The 23496-nt window shown below is 43.3% G+C and carries 21 protein-coding genes and 11 pseudogenes; 10 read left to right on the top strand and 22 right to left on the bottom strand.

Features of this window, described 5'->3' with window-relative positions:
* Window positions 1-165: 165 nt before the first annotated feature.
* The 9 genes and pseudogenes from dnaB to MMY81_RS25640 form a co-directional block, all read right to left on the bottom strand.
* Window positions 166-1522: pseudogene (gene dnaB, locus MMY81_RS25680) on the bottom strand (replicative DNA helicase).
* 82 nt (window positions 1523-1604) lie between these two features.
* Entirely contained in the window at window positions 1605-2048 is a 444-nt protein-coding gene (gene rplI / locus MMY81_RS25675) for a 50S ribosomal protein L9 (protein WP_120194502.1), read from the bottom strand.
* A pseudogene (locus MMY81_RS35875) lies at window positions 2045-4016 on the bottom strand (DHH family phosphoesterase). Before MMY81_RS35875 ends, rplI begins: the two are co-directional and overlap by 4 nt.
* A gap of 11 nt (window positions 4017-4027) precedes the next feature.
* The gene (locus MMY81_RS25665; protein ID WP_252315040.1) at window positions 4028-4966 is read right to left on the bottom strand and encodes a YybS family protein; all 939 of its coding nucleotides are present in this window, start codon (window positions 4964-4966) and stop codon (window positions 4028-4030) included.
* Between the two features lie 249 nt (window positions 4967-5215).
* The gene (gene rpsR, locus MMY81_RS25660) at window positions 5216-5443 is read right to left on the bottom strand and encodes a 30S ribosomal protein S18 (RefSeq protein ID WP_211327008.1); all 228 of its coding nucleotides are present in this window, start codon (window positions 5441-5443) and stop codon (window positions 5216-5218) included.
* Between the two features lie 121 nt (window positions 5444-5564).
* Window positions 5565-5987 (bottom strand): single-stranded DNA-binding protein, encoded by a 423-nt coding sequence (gene ssb, locus MMY81_RS25655; protein WP_252315039.1) that lies wholly within the window; start codon window positions 5985-5987, stop codon window positions 5565-5567.
* A 24-nt stretch (window positions 5988-6011) separates the two neighbouring features.
* Window positions 6012-6299, bottom strand: a complete 288-nt coding sequence (gene rpsF / locus MMY81_RS25650) for a 30S ribosomal protein S6 (protein WP_252313715.1) — start codon at window positions 6297-6299, stop codon at window positions 6012-6014.
* Between the two features lie 136 nt (window positions 6300-6435).
* Window positions 6436-7536, bottom strand: a complete 1101-nt coding sequence (gene ychF, locus MMY81_RS25645) for a redox-regulated ATPase YchF (protein WP_120194496.1) — start codon at window positions 7534-7536, stop codon at window positions 6436-6438.
* A gap of 94 nt (window positions 7537-7630) precedes the next feature.
* The gene (locus MMY81_RS25640) at window positions 7631-7837 is read right to left on the bottom strand and encodes a DUF951 domain-containing protein (RefSeq protein ID WP_120194550.1); all 207 of its coding nucleotides are present in this window, start codon (window positions 7835-7837) and stop codon (window positions 7631-7633) included.
* A 160-nt stretch (window positions 7838-7997) separates the two neighbouring features.
* On the opposite strand from MMY81_RS25640, the gene yyaC reads away from it, so the two are divergent.
* Complete coding sequence (gene yyaC, locus MMY81_RS25635; RefSeq protein ID WP_120194495.1) at window positions 7998-8645, top strand: spore protease YyaC; 648 nt, start codon at window positions 7998-8000, stop codon at window positions 8643-8645.
* 32 nt (window positions 8646-8677) lie between these two features.
* On the opposite strand, the gene MMY81_RS25630 is transcribed toward yyaC, so the two are convergent.
* From MMY81_RS25630 to rpmH, 13 genes and pseudogenes are all read right to left on the bottom strand, one after another.
* Complete coding sequence (locus tag MMY81_RS25630; protein WP_120194494.1) at window positions 8678-9382, bottom strand: DUF554 domain-containing protein; 705 nt, start codon at window positions 9380-9382, stop codon at window positions 8678-8680.
* 55 nt (window positions 9383-9437) lie between these two features.
* Window positions 9438-9692, bottom strand: a complete 255-nt coding sequence (locus MMY81_RS36360) for a hypothetical protein (RefSeq protein ID WP_483882503.1) — start codon at window positions 9690-9692, stop codon at window positions 9438-9440.
* Window positions 9693-9698: 6 nt separating this feature from the next.
* Window positions 9699-10219: pseudogene (locus MMY81_RS36355) on the bottom strand (ParB/RepB/Spo0J family partition protein); the annotation flags it as partial.
* Between the two features lie 61 nt (window positions 10220-10280).
* On the bottom strand, window positions 10281-11042 hold the full coding sequence (locus MMY81_RS25620; protein WP_120194492.1) for a ParA family protein: 762 nt from the start codon (window positions 11040-11042) through the stop codon (window positions 10281-10283).
* Between the two features lie 221 nt (window positions 11043-11263).
* Window positions 11264-11983, bottom strand: a complete 720-nt coding sequence (gene rsmG, locus MMY81_RS25615; RefSeq protein WP_252315038.1) for a 16S rRNA (guanine(527)-N(7))-methyltransferase RsmG — start codon at window positions 11981-11983, stop codon at window positions 11264-11266.
* Window positions 11984-12061: 78 nt separating this feature from the next.
* A complete protein-coding gene (gene mnmG / locus MMY81_RS25610) occupies window positions 12062-13951 on the bottom strand; it encodes a tRNA uridine-5-carboxymethylaminomethyl(34) synthesis enzyme MnmG (protein WP_252315037.1) in 1890 nt (629 codons plus the stop codon).
* Between the two features lie 60 nt (window positions 13952-14011).
* Window positions 14012-15387: pseudogene (mnmE, locus tag MMY81_RS25605) on the bottom strand (tRNA uridine-5-carboxymethylaminomethyl(34) synthesis GTPase MnmE).
* A 234-nt stretch (window positions 15388-15621) separates the two neighbouring features.
* Window positions 15622-15930 carry an RNA-binding cell elongation regulator Jag/EloR gene (gene jag, locus MMY81_RS25600; protein ID WP_252315036.1) on the bottom strand — a complete coding sequence of 103 codons (309 nt, stop codon included), beginning with the start codon at window positions 15928-15930 and terminating at the stop codon, window positions 15622-15624.
* A 9-nt stretch (window positions 15931-15939) separates the two neighbouring features.
* Window positions 15940-16245 carry a Jag N-terminal domain-containing protein gene (locus MMY81_RS25595; RefSeq protein WP_252315035.1) on the bottom strand — a complete coding sequence of 102 codons (306 nt, stop codon included), beginning with the start codon at window positions 16243-16245 and terminating at the stop codon, window positions 15940-15942.
* On the bottom strand, window positions 16242-16868 hold the full coding sequence (locus tag MMY81_RS25590) for a YidC/Oxa1 family membrane protein insertase (RefSeq protein ID WP_483882502.1): 627 nt from the start codon (window positions 16866-16868) through the stop codon (window positions 16242-16244). Before MMY81_RS25590 ends, MMY81_RS25595 begins: the two co-directional genes overlap by 4 nt.
* Complete coding sequence (locus MMY81_RS36350) at window positions 16850-17047, bottom strand: hypothetical protein (RefSeq protein WP_483882501.1); 198 nt, start codon at window positions 17045-17047, stop codon at window positions 16850-16852. The genes MMY81_RS25590 and MMY81_RS36350 overlap by 19 nt, the downstream gene beginning before the upstream one ends.
* A gap of 260 nt (window positions 17048-17307) precedes the next feature.
* Window positions 17308-17646, bottom strand: a pseudogene (gene rnpA / locus MMY81_RS25585) (ribonuclease P protein component).
* 185 nt (window positions 17647-17831) lie between these two features.
* A pseudogene (rpmH, locus tag MMY81_RS25580) lies at window positions 17832-17968 on the bottom strand (50S ribosomal protein L34).
* Window positions 17969-18752: 784 nt separating this feature from the next.
* On the opposite strand from rpmH, the pseudogene MMY81_RS35870 reads away from it, so the two are divergent.
* The 9 genes and pseudogenes from MMY81_RS35870 to MMY81_RS25550 all read left to right on the top strand — a co-directional run.
* Window positions 18753-18999: pseudogene (locus tag MMY81_RS35870) on the top strand (DnaA N-terminal domain-containing protein); the annotation flags it as partial.
* A gap of 85 nt (window positions 19000-19084) precedes the next feature.
* Window positions 19085-20068, top strand: a pseudogene (gene dnaA / locus MMY81_RS25575) (chromosomal replication initiator protein DnaA).
* Between the two features lie 299 nt (window positions 20069-20367).
* Window positions 20368-20523 (top strand): annotated as a pseudogene (locus MMY81_RS35865) (DNA polymerase III subunit beta); the annotation flags it as partial.
* Between the two features lie 17 nt (window positions 20524-20540).
* A complete protein-coding gene (gene dnaN, locus MMY81_RS35860; RefSeq protein ID WP_374562839.1) occupies window positions 20541-21128 on the top strand; it encodes a DNA polymerase III subunit beta in 588 nt (195 codons plus the stop codon).
* A complete protein-coding gene (locus MMY81_RS35855) occupies window positions 21125-21379 on the top strand; it encodes a hypothetical protein (protein WP_374562825.1) in 255 nt (84 codons plus the stop codon). The genes dnaN and MMY81_RS35855 overlap by 4 nt, the downstream gene beginning before the upstream one ends.
* Before the next feature lie 163 nt (window positions 21380-21542).
* A pseudogene (gene yaaA, locus MMY81_RS25565) lies at window positions 21543-21768 on the top strand (S4 domain-containing protein YaaA).
* 10 nt (window positions 21769-21778) lie between these two features.
* A pseudogene (recF, locus tag MMY81_RS25560) lies at window positions 21779-22900 on the top strand (DNA replication/repair protein RecF).
* A gap of 12 nt (window positions 22901-22912) precedes the next feature.
* Window positions 22913-23176: an extracellular matrix regulator RemB gene (gene remB, locus MMY81_RS25555; protein WP_120194482.1), complete on the top strand. Its 264-nt coding sequence runs from the start codon at window positions 22913-22915 to the stop codon at window positions 23174-23176.
* A gap of 56 nt (window positions 23177-23232) precedes the next feature.
* The coding region (locus MMY81_RS25550; protein ID WP_252315069.1) for an ATP-binding protein at window positions 23233-23496 on the top strand (264 nt) is incomplete at its 3' end.

Below are 23496 nucleotides of genomic sequence, written 5' to 3'. Positions count from 1 at the left end.
CTCCCACCTCCAGAATATTTAAACGATCTATTTATAATTTGGTATGTAAAACGTGTTCAAAAAACCCTTACATAGTGTATCAACTAGCCGGGAAAGTCAATAAACACGAACATTCTAAATATAAGTTGTTATTTTTGTTCGTAATAATGTCACAAAAAAACGCTCCTACATAGGCGGAGCGCTTCCTTCATCGTGACGCGGTCTAAATTAACGAATTTATTATATTCTTTAATAAAAGCCAGTTCTACTGTGCCGACCGGACCATTTCTTTGTTTTGCTATGATAATTTCAATAATGTTCTGATTCTCGCCTTCCTGATCGTAATCCTCTCTATAAAGAAAAGATACAATGTCGGCATCCTGCTCAATACTTCCGATTCTCTTAATCGGACATCATCGGGCGTTTGTCCTGTCTGGATTCTACCCACGTGAAAGCTGGGAAAGCGCAATAACTGGCACATTCAGTTCACGGGCCAGGCTTTCAGGCTTCGGGAAATTTCAGATACTTCCTGCTGGCGGCTTTCGCCTCCGCGGGCAGAGGAGCCCTGAATAAGCTGCATATAGTCAATCAGAATCATCCCCAGGCCTCTTTCCTGCTGGAGTCTTCGGCATTTAGCACGAATATCGCTTACCCGGATACCGGGTGAATCATCAATGTAAATACCGGCATTGGAAAGGCTCCCCATTGCCATCGTCAGCTTTTCCCAGTCTTCTTCCTGAAGGGCACCTGTCCGCATGCGCGACGCATCGATATTGCCTTCCGCACAAAGCATCCGCTGTACAAGCTGGCTCGCGCCCATCTCCAGGCTGAAAATCGCGACGTTTTCTTCTGTCTTTGTGGCAACGTTCTGGGCAATGTTCAGTGCAAAGGCGGTTTTACCCATAGAAGGGCGCGCTGCTACAATAATAAGGTCATTTCTCTGGAAACCGGCCGTCATCCGGTCGAGCTCCATAAAACCGCTCGAAATCCCTGTTACATCGCTTTCTCTGTTCTGCAGCGTTTCAATATTGTCATACGTCTCAATCAATACGTCTTTTATAGAAACAAACGCCTTGGAACTCCGTTGGTTGGCAACTTCAAGAATGCTGCGCTCCGCTTCATTTAAAATATCTTCTACTTCAGATTCACTGCTGTAGCCATCCGTCGCGATATCGGTCGCCGTACGGATCAGCCTCCTCATCAGAGATTTCTCCTGAACGCTTTTGCTGTAGAAGTCCACATTTGCAGCCGTAGGTACGGAATTGGCCAGATCGGTTAAATACGAGATCCCGCCTACTTCCTCCAGCCACTGGTAATTCTGCAGAGAGGAGGTGACGGTAACGAGATCGACCGGGCTTCCTTTTTCCCCAAGTTCCAGCATAACCTGATAAATCCGCTGGTGGGAGGCTCTGTAAAAATCTTCGGGAGCTAATCGTTCGGAAGACGTAATCAATGCTTCGCTTTCTAAAAAGACAGCTCCAAGGACGGCCTGTTCGGCCTCAATGTTCTGGGGAGGCATTCGATCTGTATACATATCACTCATCCTGTTTGTCCTGCCTTTCTTTCTATGATGCGGTTATGTAAGCCTAATAAAGAGCCCCCTCTGTAAGAGAGAGGGCCGGCCTTTATTCTTCCACTACGTGAACATTCATCGTAGCAGTTACTTTTGGATGAACCTTCACAGGAACTTTAGTCACACCTAATGTCCGGATTGGTTCATCAAGCTCGATTTTTTTCTTATCGACCTTTAGATCCATTTCTTTCAGGCGCTGCACAATCTGTTTAGAGGAAACGGCGCCGAACAGTTTGCCGCCTTCTCCCGATTTTGCTTTAATATCAATTTTTTTGCTTTCAATCTTTTCTTTAAATGCTTTTGCTTCTTCAAGCTCCTGTTCGGACTTCTTGTCATCGCTCTGCTGTTTTGCCTGCAGATTTTTCATGTTTCCTGTATTTGCTTCTACCGCAAGCTTATTTGGAAAAAGATAGTTGCGCGCATAGCCTTCCGATACGTTGGCTACTTCACCTTTTTTGCCTTTTCCTTTAACGTCTTCATTTAATATTACTTTCATTCAGAAGAACCTCCCTGCAAATATTCATCAATGGCTGACTTCAGCTGTTTTTCCGCTTCTTCAAGCGTTGTTTCCTTTAACTGGGCTGCCGCATTCGTTAAGTGGCCGCCTCCGTTCAGCGTTTCCATAATAAGCTGGACGTTGACTTCGCCCAGAGAACGGGCGCTGATGCTGATTTTATCATCTGCCCGCTTGGATATAACAAACGAGGCTTTCACATCATTCATTGTCAGCAGCGTATCTGCGGCCTGTGCGATAAGAATCTGATCATACGTTTCTCCTTCAGATGCTCTTGCAATCGCCAGGCCTTTCTTATAAATAGTCGCTTTTTCAATTAAATGTGAGCGTTTAACATACTGTTCGATATCTTCTTTTAATAGTTTCTGAACAAGCGTAGTGTCCGCTCCATGCGACTTTAAAAAGGAAGCTGCATCAAACGTACGGGAACCGGTGCGTATAGCAAAACTTTTTGTGTCCACAATCATTCCCGCTAAAAGCGCGGTCGTTTCCAGAACATCCATTTTCAGCTTCTGCGGCTGATACTCCAGAAGCTCTGTTACCAGCTCCGCGGTGGAAGAAGCATATGGCTCCATATACACAAGCACAGGATCTTTTATAATTTCCTCCCCGCGGCGGTGGTGGTCGAGTATAACAATACGGTCTACCGCATCCACAAGCTTTGGTTCAATAACCAGGGAAGGTTTGTGCGTGTCCACTACTACCAGAAGTGTATGGCGGGTCAGTTCGTCCATCGCTTCTTCCGGAGTAATAAAGTGGGACCATAGATATTCGTGAGCTTCTATTTCTTCCATCAGCTTCTGCACATCCGGATTGATTTCGTTTGGATCCACAACAACATATGCGTCCGTATTGTTTACTTCTGCAATTTTCAAAACGCCTATCGCCGCTCCAATTGCATCCATATCAGGGTTCTTATGCCCCATTACAACGACCTGGTCACTCTCGAGCACGAAATCACGCAGAGCATGGGAAATCACGCGTGCACGGACACGGGTCCGTTTTTCCATCGCATTGGATTTCCCCCCGTAAAAGCGGACTTTTCCGTTCTTTTCTTTAATCGTCACCTGGTCACCGCCACGTCCTAATGCCAGATCGAGACTGGACTGGGCGAGCGTGCCGAGTTCTCTTAAAGAAGATTCCTTTGTACCGATGCCGATGCTCAGCGTAATCGGCCACTTTTTCTTTTCCCGTTACTTCCCTCACTTCATCAAGAAGCACGAATTTCGTCTTTTCTACTTCATTGAGTGCCTTTTGGTCCATGAATGCTATAAAGCGGTCCGAAGCAATGCTCCGAAGCAGAATATCGTGCTCCGTAGCCCAGCGATTAAGCGCTGAGGTAACATGGCTTTTCAATCTGCTCCGCAGCTGGTCATCCATACCCTGGGTTACTTCATCATAGTTATCGAGGTATATCAAACCTACTACTGATTGTTCTTCTTCATACAATCTGTTGGTTTCTGATGTTTCCGTCATATCGAAAAAGTACAAAAGTTTGTCTTCATGACGGATATACACGGTATAGTAATTGTCGTTTAAGCTGATCTTTACTGTTTCTTCCCCTTTTTTAATAGCCGGAATAAGATCTGAAGAAACTTCGTCCAGTCCTTTTCCTAAAAAATTGCCGGGAAGAAGCTGCAGAACAAAAGGATTCACCCAGGCAATTTCATATTCCTTTCCATATAACAAAATACCAACCGGAAGCTCTGTTACAGCCTCTTCACCGGCTTTGTCCACACGGTGGGAAAGAGTGGCAATATAGCGTTCAAGATCGCGTTCAAAGGACGCTCTAGCCTGAACGACATAAAAAACCATTACCCCCAAAAGAATAAATCCGGCCAGACCTAATTCCCAGCGGTAAATCATCAGTGCTCCAATGAAGAAAGAGGCAAGGATAAATAGAGCAACAACGTGTAAACCGTGCCAGCGTCTTAATAAGAACTTAGGCATAATGTCAACCCCTACTTCTTGTCAGTTTCCAGTCGTTCTTTCAAACGAAAGCCTAAATCAATTATACCCAAGATTCGCGCGAAGAGTGGAATAATTGGTAAAATTACTAAGGAAATAACGAATATAATGGGAAGTGCTTTTGGCAGAGATTTCTTGTAACAGTAGTAAAAGACTACTGTACACCCTTGAATAACCATAATGCTTCCAAGGAACCAGTAAACATTCCATATAAGCAGATAAAGAGTTGTTCCTTCCTCTGCTCCAATCAGTGTGAGCACAATCGCTGCCAGATAGTACCAAAGCAGCGACTTTGGAAAATTCCATTCCCGAAAAGGCGGAAAAGGCCGATACGGGATCGACAGCCGCTTTAAAAAATAGTGGGCGACAGCCTGGGTAATAACAGCGAATGCTGCACCAGACCCTACCATAATGACAGGAATCATATAGCCAATCTGCACAATGGCGTCATTCATTGTCTCTATGCTCTCCGTACCGTCCTGGCCGATGGAATTGAGCATGGACTCCGCCTGGTTAAAGGAGTCCCTCATTGCATTTTGGAGCGTTTCCACCGGGTTAATGTTAAAGACAAGAATCGTTACCGCATAGATTACCATAAGGCTTGTTATGTATGCGAGCGATCCCCCCGTTAAAACAAACAAAGGTTCATTTTTTCTGCGGATCATTTCACCGACTGTAATACCGCCCAGTCCAAACATAAAGACGAAAGGAACCCCGGCCAAACCGCCGATAAATAAAGAAAGCAGAAATAAAACCACAAACATAACCAGCGCGCTTCGAAGACCATAGCGCGCAGTGTAAATCAGAAAAGGCAGTGGCATAAACCATAATAAAATATAAACAAGAGGAGGGACAAATATGGTAAGCAGCATTAGTATAATAAATAATCCGCTCAGTATCGCGCCCTCCGTCAAACTTCTCGTCCGCTGCAATACGTTCACCCCATCTGTTGGTATAAAAACTGGTCACACGCTCCCAAAAAGCTGCCGGTAAGAATGGCATTGCTTCATTGTAGCTTATGTAATATTAAATGCGCAAGCCGGCCGGAATAAGCTGAAAATATCAGCCGGTGTCTCTCATTTTCTCTGCGGCTGCTCAAGCATAAAGAAAGTCTTTAAAAAGTATAAAGAGCTTTTCCCCGCTGAAAGTTCCCCGGAGAAAAGCTCTAATTATTTCTTGCTCTATTGTTCTCTTACATATGGAATCAATGCTACGTGACGGGAGCGTTTGATCGCTCTAGTCAGCATACGCTGATATCTTGCGGAAGTCCCTGTTACACGACGTGGAAGAATCTTTCCACGCTCACTAATGAACTTATTAAGAAGATTTACATCCTTATAATCGATCTTTTCGATCTTGTTCACCGTGAAGTAACAAACTTTCCGGCGCTTACCTCTGCGTTTACCCATGTTTTTCATCCTCCTTTGTTTTTTTACGTATTACATTTTATTTCAGGAGAAGGGGATTAGAATGGTAAATCATCATCTGAAATATCGATAGGCTGGCCATCATTTGAAAATGGATCATCATTTAAATTAGATGAGCCTTTATTTTGATTCTGCTGCCCATAGCCCTGCTGGCCGCCGCTGTTTCCTCCGCCATAGTTTCCCTGGCTTTGAGAACCGCCGCCTGCATTTTTAGGTTCAAGAAACTGAACGCTTTCGGCCTGTACTTCACAACATATACACGTTTACCATCCTGGTTATCATAACTGCGGCTCTGAAGACGTCCGTCTACACCGGCAAGGCTTCCTTTTTTAAGGAAGTTTGCTACATTTTCGGCCTGCTTTCTCCACGTTACGCAGTTAAGAAAGTCCGCTTCGCGTTCTCCCTGCTGATTCGTAAACGGGCGGTTTACTGCAATGCCGAAATTTGCCACGGCTACACCATTAGGGGTGTATCGCAATTCAGGATCACGAGTTAATCGTCCAACTAGAACTACACGATTTATCATAAGTGCCCCTCCCCATTTTAGATATTAGCCTTCGTTTCTAACGATAAGATGGCGGATTACGTTATCATCTATTTTAACAAGACGATCGAATTCACTAGTAGCTTCGGAATTAGCCTTCGTGTAAACCACGACATAATGTCCATCAGTGAAATCATTGATTTCATAAGCTAGACGGCGTTTTCCCATTTGATCTACTTTTTCGATCTCTGCTCCGTTTTTCGTCAGAATTTCGTTATAGCGTTCAACTGTCTGTTTCACGCCATCCTCATCTACGTTTGGAGCAATAATGTAAAGTACTTCGTACCTACGCATATTGCGTCACCTCCTTTTGGTCTAAGGCTCTTTTTCTTTGAAAAGAGCAAGGAGCAAAATTTAATAAAACGATTTTACTCACAATGTATAATTTTAGCATAGAAACTACTCTATAGCAATACGTGAAGGTGATTTTCTAAACATTGAAACGGAAATGAATAACATCGCCGTCTTTTACAATATACTCTTTGCCTTCCAGCCGAACCTTGCCCGCTTCTTTGGCAGCATTCATAGAACCTGTAGTCGTCAGGTCTTCATAGCTCACGGTTTCGGCACGGATAAAGCCCCGTTCAAAGTCGGTATGAATCACGCCGGCCGCCTGCGGTGCTTTTGTTCCTCCGGTAATCGTCCAGGCGCGTACTTCCTGCTCGCCGGCTGTAAAGTATGTCTGCAGGCCGAGAAGCACATAGGCTGCGCGGATCAGCTGATCCAGACCGGATTCCTCAATACCCAGATCCTGCAGAAATTCCTGCTTTTCCTCCGGATCCAATTCGGCAATCTCCGCTTCGATTTTGGCGCAGACCGTAATTACTTCTGAATTCTCTCCAGCAGCAAATTCCTTTACTTTCTTTACCATCTCGTTATCTTCGCCGCTGACCAGATCCTCTTCACTCACATTGGCCACATATAAAATAGGCTTCATGGTAAGCAGCTGAAATCCGTTAACCATTTTCCGTTCTTCGTCTGTTAAATCAAGAGCACGTGCCGGCTTTTCTTCTTCAAAAATAGCAAGCAGCTTTTTAAGCACCGCATGCTCAGCGACCGCATCTTTATCTCTTGATTTGGCCAGCTTTGCGACTTTGGCTTCCCGCTTTTCGATCGATTCCATATCAGCTAAAATCAGCTCAAGGTTGATCACCTCAATATCACGGATTGGATCGACGCTTCCGGAAACATGTGTCACATCGCCATCATCAAAACAACGCACTACATGGGAAATAGCATCCACCTGGCGGATGTGTGTCAAAAATTTATTACCAAGCCCTTCGCCTTTACTGGCACCTTCTACAATACCTGCAATATCTGTAAACTCAAACGCAGTCGGAATGGTTTTTTTCGGTTTGACGAGCGCTGTTAATTTCTGGAGCCGCTCATCCGGCACCTCTACAATGCCGACATTCGGGTCAATCGTGCAGAATGGATAGTTGGCTGCTTCTGCTCCAGCCTGGGTGATTGCATTAAAAAGAGTAGACTTTCCTACGTTAGGAAGACCTACAATACCAGTTGTTAAAGCCATCTTTTCACGTCCTTCATTATAATCATTAAGCTGCTTACAGCCATTTTCTTTCTATAGTATAGAAAGGCGTTTCGGGAAATACAAGGAAGAACCGTTATTTCGATTCTTCTTTTGTATTTCCGGTTACTTTTTTCAATTTTTTCTGGAACTCTCTTCTTGGAAGCATAACACTATGCCCGCACCCCTGACATTTAATTCGGATGTCTGCTCCAAGCCTGATAATTTCCCAGCTGTTTTCTCCGCAGGGATGAGCTTTTTTCATTTGAACAACGTCATGCAGATGGTACGACTCATGTGTCATGTTCTGCCCCCATTCTAAATTTCCTTCATTTACCATTTAAAAGGGTATAAAGGTTTATTTTTTCATCCACTCTGCTTTTTTAAATTAAAGCATAAAAAAGCGGGTATATAGATATATATATCATTTATGACCAAACGCTTCATCAAGGAGGTAGAGCAGCATGTTTAGAAAACAAAGCCGCCCGGGCCACCCCCCTGCTTCTTTATATTTGGACACCGCGTCCGAGCAGACACCAGCAATTCTTTCTAATACTTTAACAGATGTATTATCAACTGTCCCTGAAACTTCAGAAATTGTTATTGTATGCATTGGTACCGACCGCTCCACGGGTGATTCGTTAGGACCGCTTACCGGCACCCTGCTTACAAAACACAAGCTTGATAATTTTCAGGTATACGGTACACTTGCTTCTCCTGTGCATGCTGTTAATTTAGAAGATGTACTGGCTGATATTCAGATTCGTCATACCGCTCCGTATATTATCGCCGTAGACGCGTGTCTCGGCCGGGTTAAAAACGTAGGATCTCTTCATTTTGAAGATGGACCGGTTTATCCTGGAGCTGCGATGAAAAAGAATCTGCCCCCCGTCGGCAGTGTTCATATTACAGGAATCGTAAATGTTGGAGGGATGATGGAATTTTTCGTTCTTCAGAACACCCGTCTTCATGTCGTCATGCAGATGGCGGAAAGCCTTTCTGAGAGCTTTGTATTGGCGGATAGACGTCTTCAGGGGAAAAAATTAATTGAAAAAGCCTATCAGGACCGTTCTTTTTCCATTACAGAAAAAACCGTTAAACACGAAGCATAACGTTCGAAGCCGATAAGTTCGGCTTACATAAGCTATAACAGGTACATCCCCGTTACAATGACCGCAACTACCGGTATAGCCGGCAGCAGATTAGCCACCCGAATATCGAGAATCCCCGCCAGCTTCAGGCCAATCCCCATAATCATGATTCCGCCCGTTCCCGTCATTTCTGTAATAAACATCTCCCTTAGTTCCACCGGCACAAACTGATCAATCTGCCCCGCCAGAAGCGCGATACTGCCTTGATACAATACCACCGGGATAAAGGAAAAAGCAACTCCAAAACCAAGCGTCGCCGTGAACAAAACAGCGGTAAAACCATCAAGCATCGACTTCGTATAAAGGACGTTATGGTCAAGCCTTAAACCGCTGTCAAGCGCTCCAAGAACAGCCATTGCTCCCACCACGTATACAAGAGTGGCTGTAACAAACGCTTTGGCCACTGCCCCTTCGTTTCCTCTTGCACCGCTGCGCTTTTCAATCCACTTTCCTACTCTGTTTAATACGTCTTCCAGCTGAATGCGCTCTCCAATCCAACCGCCGATCACAAGGCTTCCTATTACAATTAAAAATTGTTCACTTTGCAGCCCCATTTGTATGCCTAAAAGCATAACTGCCAAAGCCAGCGCCTGCATAATAGTGGTTTTATATCTTTCCGGAATGTTATGAAAAACAAGGCCCAGCAAAGATCCAATAATAATCGCGGCCCCGTTTACCAGTGTACCTAATAACACCATACTCTCACCTTCTAATTCTCTTTATCTTAACAAAATAAAACCCCCGGTCCGGGGGTTATTCATCTTTATCCAAAAGCTCGATAATCCGTTTTAAATCTTCCTCCGAGAAAAAATCAATTTCAATTTTTCCTTTTTTCTTCCCCTGCTTGATTGCCACTTTTGTACCAAAGTAAGATTTAAGACTGTTTTCCGTTGAACGGATAAAAATAGAAGGTGAAGGTTTTGATGTTTCACGTGAAACATCCTCCTTTTTTTCATGCATAGCCTTTATTATTTCTTCCGTTTTCCGTACGTTCCACTGATTTTTCACTATATCTTCAGCCAGCTGATCAATGGTTTTCTTATCTTTATACTGAGAAGAGCTCTGGCATGGCCCATCGTTAATTCTTTTTTCTCTACCATCTGCTGAACGTTTTTAGGAAGCTGCAGCAGTCTTAAGTAATTTGTAATATGCGGACGGCTTTTACCAACCCGCTTTGCCAGTTCATCCTGTGTAAAGGAAAGATGATCCATCAGCTTTTCATACGCTTTTGCTTCTTCCAGCGCATTTAGATTTTCCCGCTGCAGATTTTCAATCAGGGCAATTTCCATCATTTGTTCATCTGTCAGCTGTTTCACGATGGCCGGCACAGTCTGCAGCCCTGCTATTTTAGAGGCTCTCAGGCGCCTCTCTCCCGCAACAATATCGTAGCCTTTAATACTTTTTCTAACAATAAGAGGCTGAACGACCCCCTGCTCTGAAATCGACTGGCTCAGCTCCTGAAGAGCTTCTTTGTCGAAAACCTGCCGGGGCTGATACGGGTTAGGACGGAGCTGATTTACTTCGATATCCTGCACTGATTCTGTTTTAGCCGTTTTCTCTTCAGGAAAAAAAGCATTTAGTCCTCTACCTAGTCCTTTAGCCACTCGCCACCACTTCCTTTGCTAAATCTAAGTAAACTTCGGCCCCTTTTGACCTGGCGTCATAACTGATAATAGGAAGGCCATGGCTTGGCGCCTCGCTCAGCCGGACGTTTCTTGGAATAATTGTTTTATACACTTTTTCCCGGAAATATTTTTTAACTTCCTCAATTACCTGAAGTCCAAGATTTGTACGCGCATCAAGCATCGTTAAAAGAACACCTTCAATCGCGAGTTCATGATTTAAATGCTTCTGTACCAGCCTGACGGTATTAAGCAGCTGGCTCAGGCCTTCCAATGCGTAATACTCGCACTGGACAGGAATGAGAACAGAATCAGAGGCGGTAAGTGCATTTATTGTCAGCAGCCCGAGGGAAGGCGGACAGTCGATAATAATATAGTCATAGTCTTTAATAACATCCCGAAGCGCGTTCTTTAAACGAACTTCCCTGGAAATAGTAGATACAAGTTCAATCTCGGCACCGGAAAGCTGGATAGTGGCAGGAACCACGCTCAGGTTATCGACGCTGCCGGGACGGATAATGTCTTTAATTTCTACATCATCTACAAGAAGGTTGTAAATGCATTTATCCACTTCTCCCTTTTCGATGCCTGCACCGCTTGTAGCGTTACCCTGCGGATCCATATCAACAAGAAGAACTTTTTTTCCGAGATACGCGATACACGCGCTGATATTTACTGCTGTTGTCGTTTTGCCAACGCCGCCTTTTTGATTGGCAATGGCTACTACTTTGGCCATCGTTACACCTACTTTCTCTCCTGCTGCTTCGTTTATTATATGTAAAGCTGGATGAATTATCCGAGTAGTATTAATTAAAACCGTATTTAAGCGGATTTTCTTTCTTTTTTTATTCTATCATGTTTTTAAAAAAAATTCGCAACAGTTCTCTTTTTGTTCGTCTTTTTCAGAAAAAACGTAAAAAAGCAGCCTGATAAATGTTTCAGGCTGCCGGCTTTTCTTTACATAATCGGTTCTTTAGATGGTGTTCCAGCCTTACGGGGATAAGTCTTTGGCGTTTTTTTCTCTTTTATTACCTGAAGAATGCAACGCTGGCTTTTTTCTATCGGCAGCGTAAATGAATATTCCTCTTTCCACACCCCTCCGAGCAGACTGCAGGCCTTTTCGGCTTCTTCTTTTTCTTCTAACCCGGTAGACCCTTTCATAGCAATAAAGGTACCGCCGATCTTAGCAAAAGGCAGACAAAGTTCGGATAAAACCGGCATACGCGCAACGGCTCTTGCCACTACAATGTCATAGCTTTCCCGGTGTTCTGGGTTCCGGGCAAGCTGTTCCGCCCGCTCATGTACAAAGCTTATATCGTTTAAGCCGAGCACTCCTGCGACCTCCTGCAGAAACGTTATCCGCTTTTTCAGCGAATCCGCAATTGTCATTTCAATATGAGGAAAACATATTTTAAGCGGGATACTCGGAAAGCCCGCCCCCGCTCCAATATCAATTATCTTCAGCGGACGATCTGTGGTGGGAAATGCTTTTACCGCAGAAATGGAGTCAAAAAAATGCTTTTCATAAACTTCATCTTCATCTGTAATACCGGTTAAATTCATTTTTTTATTCCATTCGATAAGCAGTGTGTAATAGCTTTCAAACTGCTTGAGCTGATGCGCGGACAGAACAATACCTTCTGCTGCCGCCCACTCGGGAAATTTCTCTTTGCTCATCGTTCTCCTCCTCTGCCGGTTCTTCATCCTGTCATCCATAGGAAAGGCGTCCGTAAGGAACGGACGCCCAGCTTCCTTTTAAGCTTCCCCTACTCTGGCAAGCTTTCCCTGCTCCAGATAAACGAGAAGAATGGAAATATCTGCGGGATTGACCCCTGATACCCGTGAAGCCTGGCCGACAGACAATGGTTTTACCTCAGTCAGCTTTTGGCGGGCTTCTGTAGCAATACCGCTGATTACGCTGTAATCAAGATTTTCCGGTATTTTCTTCATTTCCATCTTTTTCATTTTGTTTACCTGATCCAGCTGTTTGGAAATGTAGCCTTCATATTTCGTCTGAATTTCAACTTGTTCTGCTACATCCGGCGTTACACGGCTTGTAAAGCCGGTAAGCGGAAAAATATCGTCATATCCAAGCTCCGGGCGCTTCAATAAATGCATAGCCGTTACTGCCTCTGTAATAAGAGAGGAGTTTTTTGATGTAAGCATCTTCTCAAGCTCCGGACCCGGCTGAATAGTTGCTTTTCTCATTCGTTGTTTTTCCTGCTCAATTGCTTCTTTTTTCGATAGGAAACGATCATACCGTTCCTGTTCGATCATACCTGCCTGATAACCGATCTCTGTCAGCCGAAGATCGGCATTATCGTGGCGGAGAAGCAGGCGGTATTCTGCTCTCGAAGTTAACAAACGATATGGTTCATTGGTTCCTTTTGTAACCAGATCGTCAATCATTACGCCAATATAGGCGTCTGAACGATCCAGAATAACAGGTTCTTTTCCCTGCGCTTTAAGCGAAGCGTTCATACCCGCCATCAGCCCCTGGCCTGCGGCTTCTTCATAACCGGATGTTCCATTTATTTGTCCGGCAGTAAACAAGTTTTCCACCTTTTTTGTTTCCAGTGTAGGCCACAGTTGTGTAGGCACCATTGCATCGTACTCAATAGCGTAGCCTGGACGCATCATCTTAACATTTTCAAGGCCTGGTATAGATTGTAGTATTTTGAACTGTACATCTTCCGGCAGGCTGGTCGACAGTCCCTGCACATATACTTCTGTTGTATTTCTGCCTTCCGGCTCCAGGAAAATCTGATGTTTCGGTTTGTCATTAAAACGTACAATTTTGTCTTCAATAGATGGACAGTACCTTGGACCGGTACCTTCGATCATACCGGAATACATAGGAGAGCGGGATAGATTATCATTTATAATCTGGTGGGTTGCTTCTCCGGTGTAAGTCAGCCAGCAGGGTAGCTGATCTGTAATAAATTTAGTCGTTTCATAGGAGAAAGCCCGGGGCTGATCGTCTCCTGGTTGAATTTCTGTCTTACTGTAGTCAATACTGTTGCCATTCACGCGTGGAGGCGTGCCTGTCTTAAAACGGACCAGATCAAACCCAAGAGCTTTTAATTCATGAGAAAGCTGAACAGAAGGCTGCATGTTGTTTGGTCCACTTTCATAAGCAAGTTCTCCCAGAATAATTTTCCCGCGCAGGTACGTGCCGGTTGTAATAACGACTGTGCTGCTCGTATATTCCGCTCCGGTGTTCGTTACTACCCCTTTGCATACGTCGTCTTCAACGATCAATTTTTCTACCAGTCCCTGGCGCAGGGTAAGGTTTTCCTGTTCTTCAATCGTATTTTTCATTTCATGTTGGTACATGAATTTATCCGCCTGTGCCCTTAAAGCACGAACGGCAGGTCCTTTACCAGTGTTCAGCATCTTCATTTGGATATGGGTTTTATCAATATTTTTTGCCATCTCCCCACCGAGTGCATCTAATTCACGCACGACAATTCCTTTTGCAGGGCCCCCTACTGAGGGATTGCATGGCATAAACGCCACAGCGTCAAGGTTTAATGTGAGCATTAGTGTTTTTGAGCCTGAACGAGCTGCTGCAAGGCCGGCTTCAACTCCTGCATGCCCGGCTCCGATGACTATAACGTCATACGTACCGCCTTCGTAATTCATTCATGTGCCTCCTTATAATGGTTAAATATGGTGAAAGTGTAATTTATTTTATATTCCAATTTATTTACCTAGACAGAATTGAGAAAACAGCTGGTCAATAAGCCCGTCATGGACGTTTTCACCGATAATTTCACCGAGCATTTCCCAGGCTCTCGTAATATCAATTTGAATCATGTCAACAGGTACGCCCATTTCCACTGCTTCCAGGGCATCTTCAAGCGTCTGCCTCGTTTGATTCAGGAGACCGACGTGCCTCGCGTTGGAAATATAGCTTAGATCCGATCCTTCAATGCCTTCTTCAAAAAAGAGGCTCGATACCGCCTGTTCCAGTTCGTCAATGCCTTCATCTTTCAATAAGGACGCCGCAATAACAGGACGGCCCGAAGCCAGCTCCCGTACACGGTCTTCATCTATCTTTTTATCCAGGTCCGTTTTGTTTAACAGAATCACCGCATTCAGCCCGTGTATAGCCTTAAATAATGCCTCATCTTCTACAGAAAGTGCTTCTGCACTGTTAAGCACAAGCAGAATGAGTTCTGCTTCCTGCAGTGCCTTTCTGGAGCGTTCCACACCTATTTTTTCTACGATATCTTCTGTATCCCGGATACCTGCTGTATCAATAAGACGCAGTGGTACACCACGTATATTAACGTATTCTTCCAATACATCCCGGGTCGTGCCTGGAATGTCTGTAACAATTGCTCTATTCTCATGAATCAGGCTGTCATTAAAGACGATTTCCCTACATTCGGGCGGCCGATTATGGCTGTTCCCAGTCCTTCACGAAGAATTTTCCCCTGCTTTGCCGTAGACAACAGCTGCTTTACTTCGTCCCTCACGTGGGAAGTGTGTCTTTTTAAATTATCAAGAGTGACCGATTCCGCATCAAACTCAGGGTAATCAATATTTACTTCTACGTGGGCTACCGTTTCGAGCAGCTCCCGGCGCAGGCGCCTGACCCGTTCCGAAAACCTGCCTTCCACCTGTTTTACAGCTGCGTGCATGGCTTTATCCGTCTTAGCGCGGATCAGATCCATTACGCCTTCTGCCTGAGAGAGATCGATTCTGCCATTAAGAAAGGCGCGTTTCGTAAATTCTCCCGGTTCAGCAAGCCTCGCACCTGCGCTCAATACTAGATCAAGAACCCGATTAACGGAAACCAGACCGCCGTGGCAGTTTATTTCTATAATATCTTCTCTCGTAAATGTCCGGGGTGCCTGAAGGACTGACACCATAACCTCTTCTACCGTTTCGGCTGTTTCCGGATCTATGATATGGCCGTATTGAATAGTGTGGGATGCTGCCTCCTGCACCCGTTTCTTTCCTTTATACAGTGTATCAGCAATAGAAAAAGCCTGCTCCCCGCTCAATCGTACGATGGCAATGGCACCTTCGCCGACCGGAGTGGAAATTGCGGCTATTGTATCAAATTCCATTCTAACTCCGCTCCTCAGAATGAATAATAGTTTGCTTACATTATTTCATTTGGTTTTGTATTCCTAACTAAATAGAATAGCATAGGAATGAGTTTTCGGAAAGCATTGATTATCCACATGTGGATAACCTTCCTTCTTTTTTCAACCTCCCTATTTTATCCACAAAAAAAGCCATTCCTGATATCAGAAATGGCTTGTCGTAATAATCCGTATTGAGTATAAAGAAAAGCGGTTTTATTTTTTGGAAAGGAAAATAGCTACATAGCGGTGAGGTTCTTTACCCTCAGAAGCTGTTTCGATATCTTTTTCATTTTGAAGCGCTGCATGAATAATTTTTCGTTCTCTGGAACTCATGGGCTCCAAAACTACTTTCCGCTTCGTTTTCCTTGCCTTATCAGCAAGTCTTGCTGCCAGCTGTTGAAGCGCCTCCCGACGTCTTTCCCGGTAATTTTCAGCATCCAATGTAATATGTGAATACTTATCTGAATAGCGGTTCGCAGCTAAATTCACCAGATATTCCAGTGAATCCAGCGTTTTTTCCACGCTTTCCAATCAACACACCGAGATCTTCGCCTTGAATATCAAAAGAACTTCTTTTTTCTTTTCTGTAATCTCTATTTCAGCTTTAGTACCCATTTCCTTTAAAACCTGGGTAAGAAACGCAGCCGCTTCTTTTGTAGGATCCTGTTTTACTTTCGCTTCAATAATAGCGGCTTTGCCTTTGAATAAACCAAGAAAACCTTTTACCGGCACCTGCACCAGCTCATACTCAAGCTGGTCTTCCTCTATACTCAATTCCAATAGCGCATTAGCTTTCGCTTCTTCTATTGTTTTTCCGGATACTGTTACTGTTTTCACTTTTTCTTCACTCCTCCAGCTTTCGGTTGTTTCGGTCCGTCTTCGCTGACACCATCTGCTGTTTTTGCATCACGCCTGTTTCTTGCACCTGGACCTGTAATGAAATAAGTCTGAATAATCATAAACAGGTTACCAATCACCCAATAAAGAGCCAGTGCGGATGGGAAGAAAAAGGCAAATCCGCCAATCATAAATGGCATCATGTACATAAGCATTTTCATTTGAGGGTTGTCTGAGACCATCATCATCTTTTGTTGGATAAATGTTGTAACCCCTGCAATGATCGGAAGTATATAATCGGGCTGGCCAAGCTGGAACCATAGGAATTCATGCGTTCCAATCTCTCTGTCCGCATTATCGCATGGTAGAAAGCGATAAGAATAGGCATCTGAATAAAGATTGGAAGACAACCGGCCAGTGGATTGATTCCTTTTGATTGAAACAATTTCATTGTTGCCTGCTGCAGTTCCTGCTGTGTTTTTTTGGTCTTTGGCAGAATATTTTTCTCTCAGCTTCACAAGCTCAGGCTGAACTTCCTGCATCGCTTTTGCGCTTCTTGTCTGCTTGATCATTAAAGGAAGAATCAGAATACGAAGCATAATCGTTACAACAATAATTGACATGCCGTAGCTTTCTCCCAGGGTTCTGCAATATAAATAATCAACCATGATAATGGGTAAACAAAATACGAATTCCAAATACCTTCACTGTCTGCATTAATCGGCTGATTTACGTCAAAACAACCCGCCATGACGGTCATTAAAGCAACCAGCATTGCTACTAATCCTAACTTCTTTCGCACAACCGCTTCCTCCTTGATAAAAACAATCTTCATATAGTGTGAAACTATCGGGCTTATTTAAGAAAAAGGAATGATTAAATTTACAAAAAATCCATTAAATTAAAAGTTTGTATGTATGGTTTGTCTTATTGCTAAATATATACAATTATAATGGTAAAATATTGAAATATAAAAGTAAGCGTTCGCTTTTTTCAAAAAAAAGAGCCCTTAACCATTTTAGCGAATATAAAAGATAAAGAAAGAAAAGCCTGGCTGCTGTTTTAGAAAGAACGGCTGCCGCTTTTTCGCAAAACATGTTTAAAGCTTTTCTTCAATTCTTCATATTCCATTTCTAAAGCCGGCTTACGAGCGATAATAACATAATCTTTTTTGGATCAAGAAAATCATCCAGTTCTTTCAATACTTCTCTAAAAGGCGCTTCATTCTATTTCTAGTAACCGCATTGCCAAGCTTACGACTGACGGTTACGCCCACGCGGTATTCAGACTGGGCAGGCTTTTTAAGGACGTAGAGCACGAACTGACGGTTTGCATAAGAGATCCTTTGTCAAACACCATACTAAATTCATGATTCTTTTTTAATTTGTGCATTTTTTTCAAAACAGCGGCACCTCCGCCAGAGCCTTCAACAGACCATATGCTTAATTAACAGCAAGCTGTCTTGCTGCTTTAGAAACAAGCCCTCACAGAGCAGCACAGCCTCCATGCAGCTTATTTAAGCCGCTGCATGCAGAGACCCGTCCTGTGAGGAAAAGTAAAAAAGACCACTGTCAATATCAGTGGCCTTAGGCAGATAGTACTTTTCTTCCTTTACGACGGCGGTTTCTAATGATGTGACGGCCGTTTTTTGTACTCATTCTTGTACGGAAGCCATGATTCTTTTTGCGCTTGCGATTTTAGGATTAAACGTTGGTTTTCCCATTCTTAGCACCTCCTGGTGAGTAATTTATCGTTCTACTGTGCGGTAATTCTTCTATATCCCAGCCTTTATATTCTCAAAGAATCAATTTGATTGATTAAGCCGAAAGGGTACTTTACTGAAATATAACCTCTTGCACATTCCGTAAAATTATATAGAGAAAGGGGGGCATCTGTCAATAGCAATCTTTTGAGGGCCGCAGCAGAGCAGAAAAATAAAACAAAGAATCGGGATTACATGCTGGTGTGGATAACTTTCGGACACCATTTTTTACATTACGTCATTTTATATACAGGATATACACAATCTAGTGGTGTGGACAAATGTTTCCCACAAGGTATTGATTATGTGGATAACTATAAAAAAGTCCGTTGTTTTCGCTTTTTATTTTTGATATGATAGTTATGTTTCCTCTGGATAACTTTGTGAAATAAAATACTTATCCACACCTGTTGATAACTTTGTGCATAACTTTCCACAGCCTCTGAATAGTTTTTCCACATAAAAAAGACTCATGTGGATAAGACGATTATGTACTATACTAAATGTTATCCACTTGTTATCAAGAGTTCCTTTTTAAAAGTATACGAATATTTTTCCTTATACATAGGTTTAACTGCTATTTTATTTTTATCGGTAGCAATGAATAGTTTTACCGTGTACTATGGGACCGGCATGTTAAAAAAATAGATGGATACACCAGACTCGGTGGTGAACCGAGTTTTTTTTTATCCGCTTATGTAATAAATAAAACAATAAAGAAATAGAAAAGGAGGGTTAGAGAGTGCTGGAAAATATTAATGATTTATGGAACCAAACGCTTGAAATTATGAAGGAAAAGGTCAGCAAACCCAGTTATGAAACGTGGCTGAAAGCTACCAGGGCTTCCGAATTATATGATGATACTATCGTTGTTACTGCGCCGAATGAATTTGCCCGCGACTGGCTGGAAAACCGCTATTCCTCTTTAATATCAGATACGTTAAACGATCTCACCGGTTCAGAACTGGATGTAAAATTTATCATTCCAGAAGCTGAACATGCGGATGATTTCACGGTTCCTGCTGCACCGAATGCTAAAAGAGAAAAAGACGACAGTTCCGAAAATGTGCCTAAAGCATGCTTAACGATAAGTATTCTTTTGACACATTTGTTATTGGCTCAGGAAATCGTTTTGCCCATGCGGCTTCTCTTGCAGTAGCCGAAGCCCCGGCAAAAGCATACAATCCACTCTTCATTTATGGGGAGTCGGCCTTGGCAAAACCCACCTGATGCACGCAATCGGACATTATGTTCGACCATAATCCAAATGCCAGAGTTGTATATTTATCTTCCGAAAAATTCACGAATGAATTTATTAACTCTATCCGGGACAATAAAACAGTGAACTTCCGAAACAAATACAGGAATGTTGATGTGCTGTTAATAGATGATATTCAATTTTTAGCCGGAAAAGAACAAACCCAGGAAGAATTTTTCCATACGTTTAACGCACTTCATGAGGAGTCCAAGCAAATTGTTATTTCCAGTGACCGCCCGCCAAAAGAAATACCGACGCTTGAGGACCGGCTTCGTTCCAGGTTCGAATGGGGATTAATCACCGATATCACACCTCCGGATCTGGAAACAAGAATCGCCATCCTCCGCAAGAAAGCGAAAGCCGAAAAACTGGATATACCAAACGAAGTTATGCTTTATATTGCCAATCAAATAGATACAAACATCCGCGAGCTCGAAGGCGCTTTGATACGAGTTGTCGCCTATTCTTCCTTAATCAATCAGGACATGAATGCCGATCTGGCAGCTGAAGCACTCAAGGATATTATTCCAAACAGCAAGCCAAAGAAAGTAACGATTGATGATATTCAAAGGCTAGTTGCCAGCCAGTACAGTCTGCAGCCCCAGGAACTGAAAGCAAAAAAACGCACAAAGGTTATTGCTTTTCCAAGGCAGATTGCCATGTATCTGTCCCGGGAAATGACAGAGTTTTCTCTTCCTAAAATTGGAGAGGAATTTGGAGGGCGCGACCATACAACAGTTATTCATGCCCATGAAAAATCTCAAAACTCGTTCATTCGGACAGCGATTTTCAAAAACAGCTGAAAGAGCTTATGGAACAACTAAAGGCATGATGAGGATAACATTTTAGTTATTAACATTTCATCCACATGTGGATAACTACGGCACTATTGGGGTTGATTAACTTATCCACACTATTAACAGCCCCTACTACTACGACTATAAATTATTAAATATATAATAAAGGGGTCTACCTATGCATTTTACTATTCACGGGATGCTTTCGTTCACAGTGTTCAGCACGTTAACAAGGCCGTCTCTTCCAGGACACTATTCCAATTCTTACAGGAATCAAGATAGAAGCGACCAATTATGGAGTAACATTGACAGGAAGCGATTCTGATATTTTCGATTGAAACGTTCATACCGGCAAGTGATGGAGAAAAAGAATACGTAACGATAAAAGAAGAGGGCAGTATTGTGCTGCAGGCCGTTTTTTTGCTGAAATAGTAAAAAAACTGCCGGGAGAGGAAATTGAAGTCGCCGTTCAGGATCAATTCGCAACAACACTTCGTTCCGGAAGCGTTGTTTTAACCTTAATGGACTCGATCCCGAAGAATATCCAAGACTTCCGCAGCTTGATGAGGATAATCATTTTCAAATGCCGCAGAATCTGCTTAAAGATATGGTACGACAAACCGTTTTCGCCGTGTCCACTCAGGAAACACGCCCCGTGTTGACAGGTGTAAACCTCGAAGGTGAGGAATCTGAATTAATCTGTACTGCAACAGACAGCCACCGCCTGGCAATGCGCAAAGCATCAGTAGAAACCAAAACAGGGGCTATGTCTTTATCAAACGTAGTCATTCCCGGAAAGAGCCTGAATGAGCTGAATAAAGTACTCGAAGATTCTACAGAGCTGGTGGATATTATTGTCACAGAAAGCCAGGTGTTATTTAAGTTTGAAAATCTTCTCTTTTTCTCCAGGCTTTTGGATGGCAAATACCCGGTTACGAAAAACATGATTCCCGATCATGCCAAAACAGAACTTGTGCTCCGTACAAAAGAGCTTTTATCTTCGCTGGAGCGGGCGCTTCTTCTTTCAAGAGAAGCTAAAAACAACGTCATTAACCTAAAACAATGAATAACAGCGAAATAGAAGTAAGCTCTGTATCAGCAGAGGTAGGAAAAGTAACAGAAAAGATTTCATGTGATACAATGGAGGGAGAAGAACTCCGTATTTCTTTTAACGGCAAGAACATCATGGATGCCCTGAAAGTAATCGACAGTGAAACAATTAAAATTCGTTTCACCGGGGCAATGAGTCCTTTTACTGTTCAGCCGACAGACCATGATCAAATGCTGCATTTATTTTCACCGGTAAGAACGTACTAAAACACAAATGCCTCTGGGTTGAAAAGCCAGGGGCTTTTCTGATGAAAGAGCGCAGCAGCAAGTATGTAAGCGTGGATTTCATATTGGCTTTATAAGTGGAAATTTAGTAAAATGTAAGATGATATAGTATGTCATTTCATTTCTGGCATAGGAGGCCCGGTATATGACAAATACAATTGAAATAAGCAAAGAATATATAACGCTGGGACAGCTTTTTAAAAGAAGCGGGAGTTATTGATACCGGCGGAATGGCTAAGATTTTTCTGCTGGAATATAAAGCCTTTGTAAATAAGGAGCAGGACCAGCGGAGAGGGCGCAAGCTGTATCCTGGTGATGTGATCGAGATTGAGGGCGCTGGAGTGTTTGAAATAGCTTCCAGTACGAGCTGAGGAAAAGAGATTGTATATTAACGAAATCTCTTTAAAGCAATATCGGAATTACAATCAGCTTACCCTCCGGTGGAAAATGAGATAAATGTTATACTTGGTGAAAATGCGCAGGGTAAAACAAATTTTATGGAAGCCATTCATGTACTGGCTTTTGCTAAATCACACCCGGACATCCAAAGACAAAGAGCTGATTCAGTGGGATCAGGATTTTGCCAGAATCAGCGCAGAGGTAACCAAAAAGAACGGCCCTGCCTCCCTGCAGGTGATTTTGTCGGAAAAAGGCAAAAAAGCAAAAGTGAACGGACTCGAACAGAAAAAACTAAGCCAGTATATCGGTTCCTGCAACGTTGTTATGTTCGCACCCGAAGATTTGTCGCTTGTAAAAGGCGGTCCCAATCTGAGAAGGCGTTTTCTCGACATGGAAATAGGCCAGATAAGCTCTGTCTATCTTCATGACCTTGGCATCTATCAGAAAATACTCAAACAAAGAAATCAGCTGCTAAAAGACATCTTCCCATCCGCTACAAAAGAACAGGATATGATGCTGCAGGTGCTGACTGATCAGCTTGTCCAAACGGCCTCTAAAGTTATCGGAAGGCGTTTTTCTTTTTTAAAGATGCTGCGTAACTGGGCTCAGGACATTCACTGGCAGATCAGCCGGCAGATGGAGAAGCTTGATATTGAATACAGTTCTTCAGCAGAGGTTGAGGAAGGAATGGATGAAAAAGCCATTGCTGCTTCTCTTCACCGGGCTTTTGAAAAAGCCTCGGACCGCGAAATAAGGCGGGGTATTTCTCTTGTTGGTCCCCACCGTGACGAACTGATTATAAAAATAAACGGCAGGGAAGCACAGACCTATGGTTCGCAGGGCCAGCAGCGGACAGCAGCCCTGTCTCTGAAACTCGCAGAAATTGAGCTTATTCACGACAACATTGGAGAGTACCCGATTTTACTCCTTGATGATGTGCTCTCAGAATTGGATCATTTCAGGCAGTCCCACCTGCTTCATGCTATACAGGGAAAAGTGCAGACGTTTGTCACAACGACAAGTATTGATGGCATTGAACATGAAACATTAAAAAAAGCTTCGACTTTTCATGCAGGCAGCGGCCTGCTGACACCAGCAGAGTAGGGAGGAAGACATATGTTTATTCATTTGGGCGGTGATATGATCATCCGGTCAAAAGATGTAGTCGCCATTCTCGACCAGACTTCCCATGCCTCTTCAAAAGACACGGCCCGTTTTATGGACGCCCGGAACAGCAGTCAGGTCGTAGAAATTTCAGAGGATTATACGAAATCAGTAGTTGTCACGCATGAAAAAGTGTACTTATCTCCTATTTCTTCTTTAACGTTAAAACGACGCGCACAGGTCATTTCAGAAATAGAAGATTTCAGCGAAGAATAATAGACACGCATACATTTGGAATATGGTAATGGAAGAGAAGGTGAATGTAATTGGCAATGGATCCAAATTCATATGATGAAAGCCAGATTCAGGTCCTGGAGGGCCTTGAAGCAGTTAGAAAACGTCCCGGCATGTACATTGGTTCAACTAGTTCCAGAGGACTTCACCACCTCGTGTGGGAAATTGTCGATAACAGCATTGATGAAGCAATGGGTGGTTACTGTGACTCAATATCCATTGTCATTGAAAAAGACAACAGCATTACGGTTCAGGATAACGGACGCGGTATTCCGGTCGGAAACCACGAAAAAATGGGACGC

The sequence above is a fragment of the Sinobaca sp. H24 genome, from assembly GCF_023845525.1.
The sequence above is the reverse complement of the archived record's forward strand: the minus strand, read 5'-3'. Positions and strand labels throughout refer to the sequence as shown.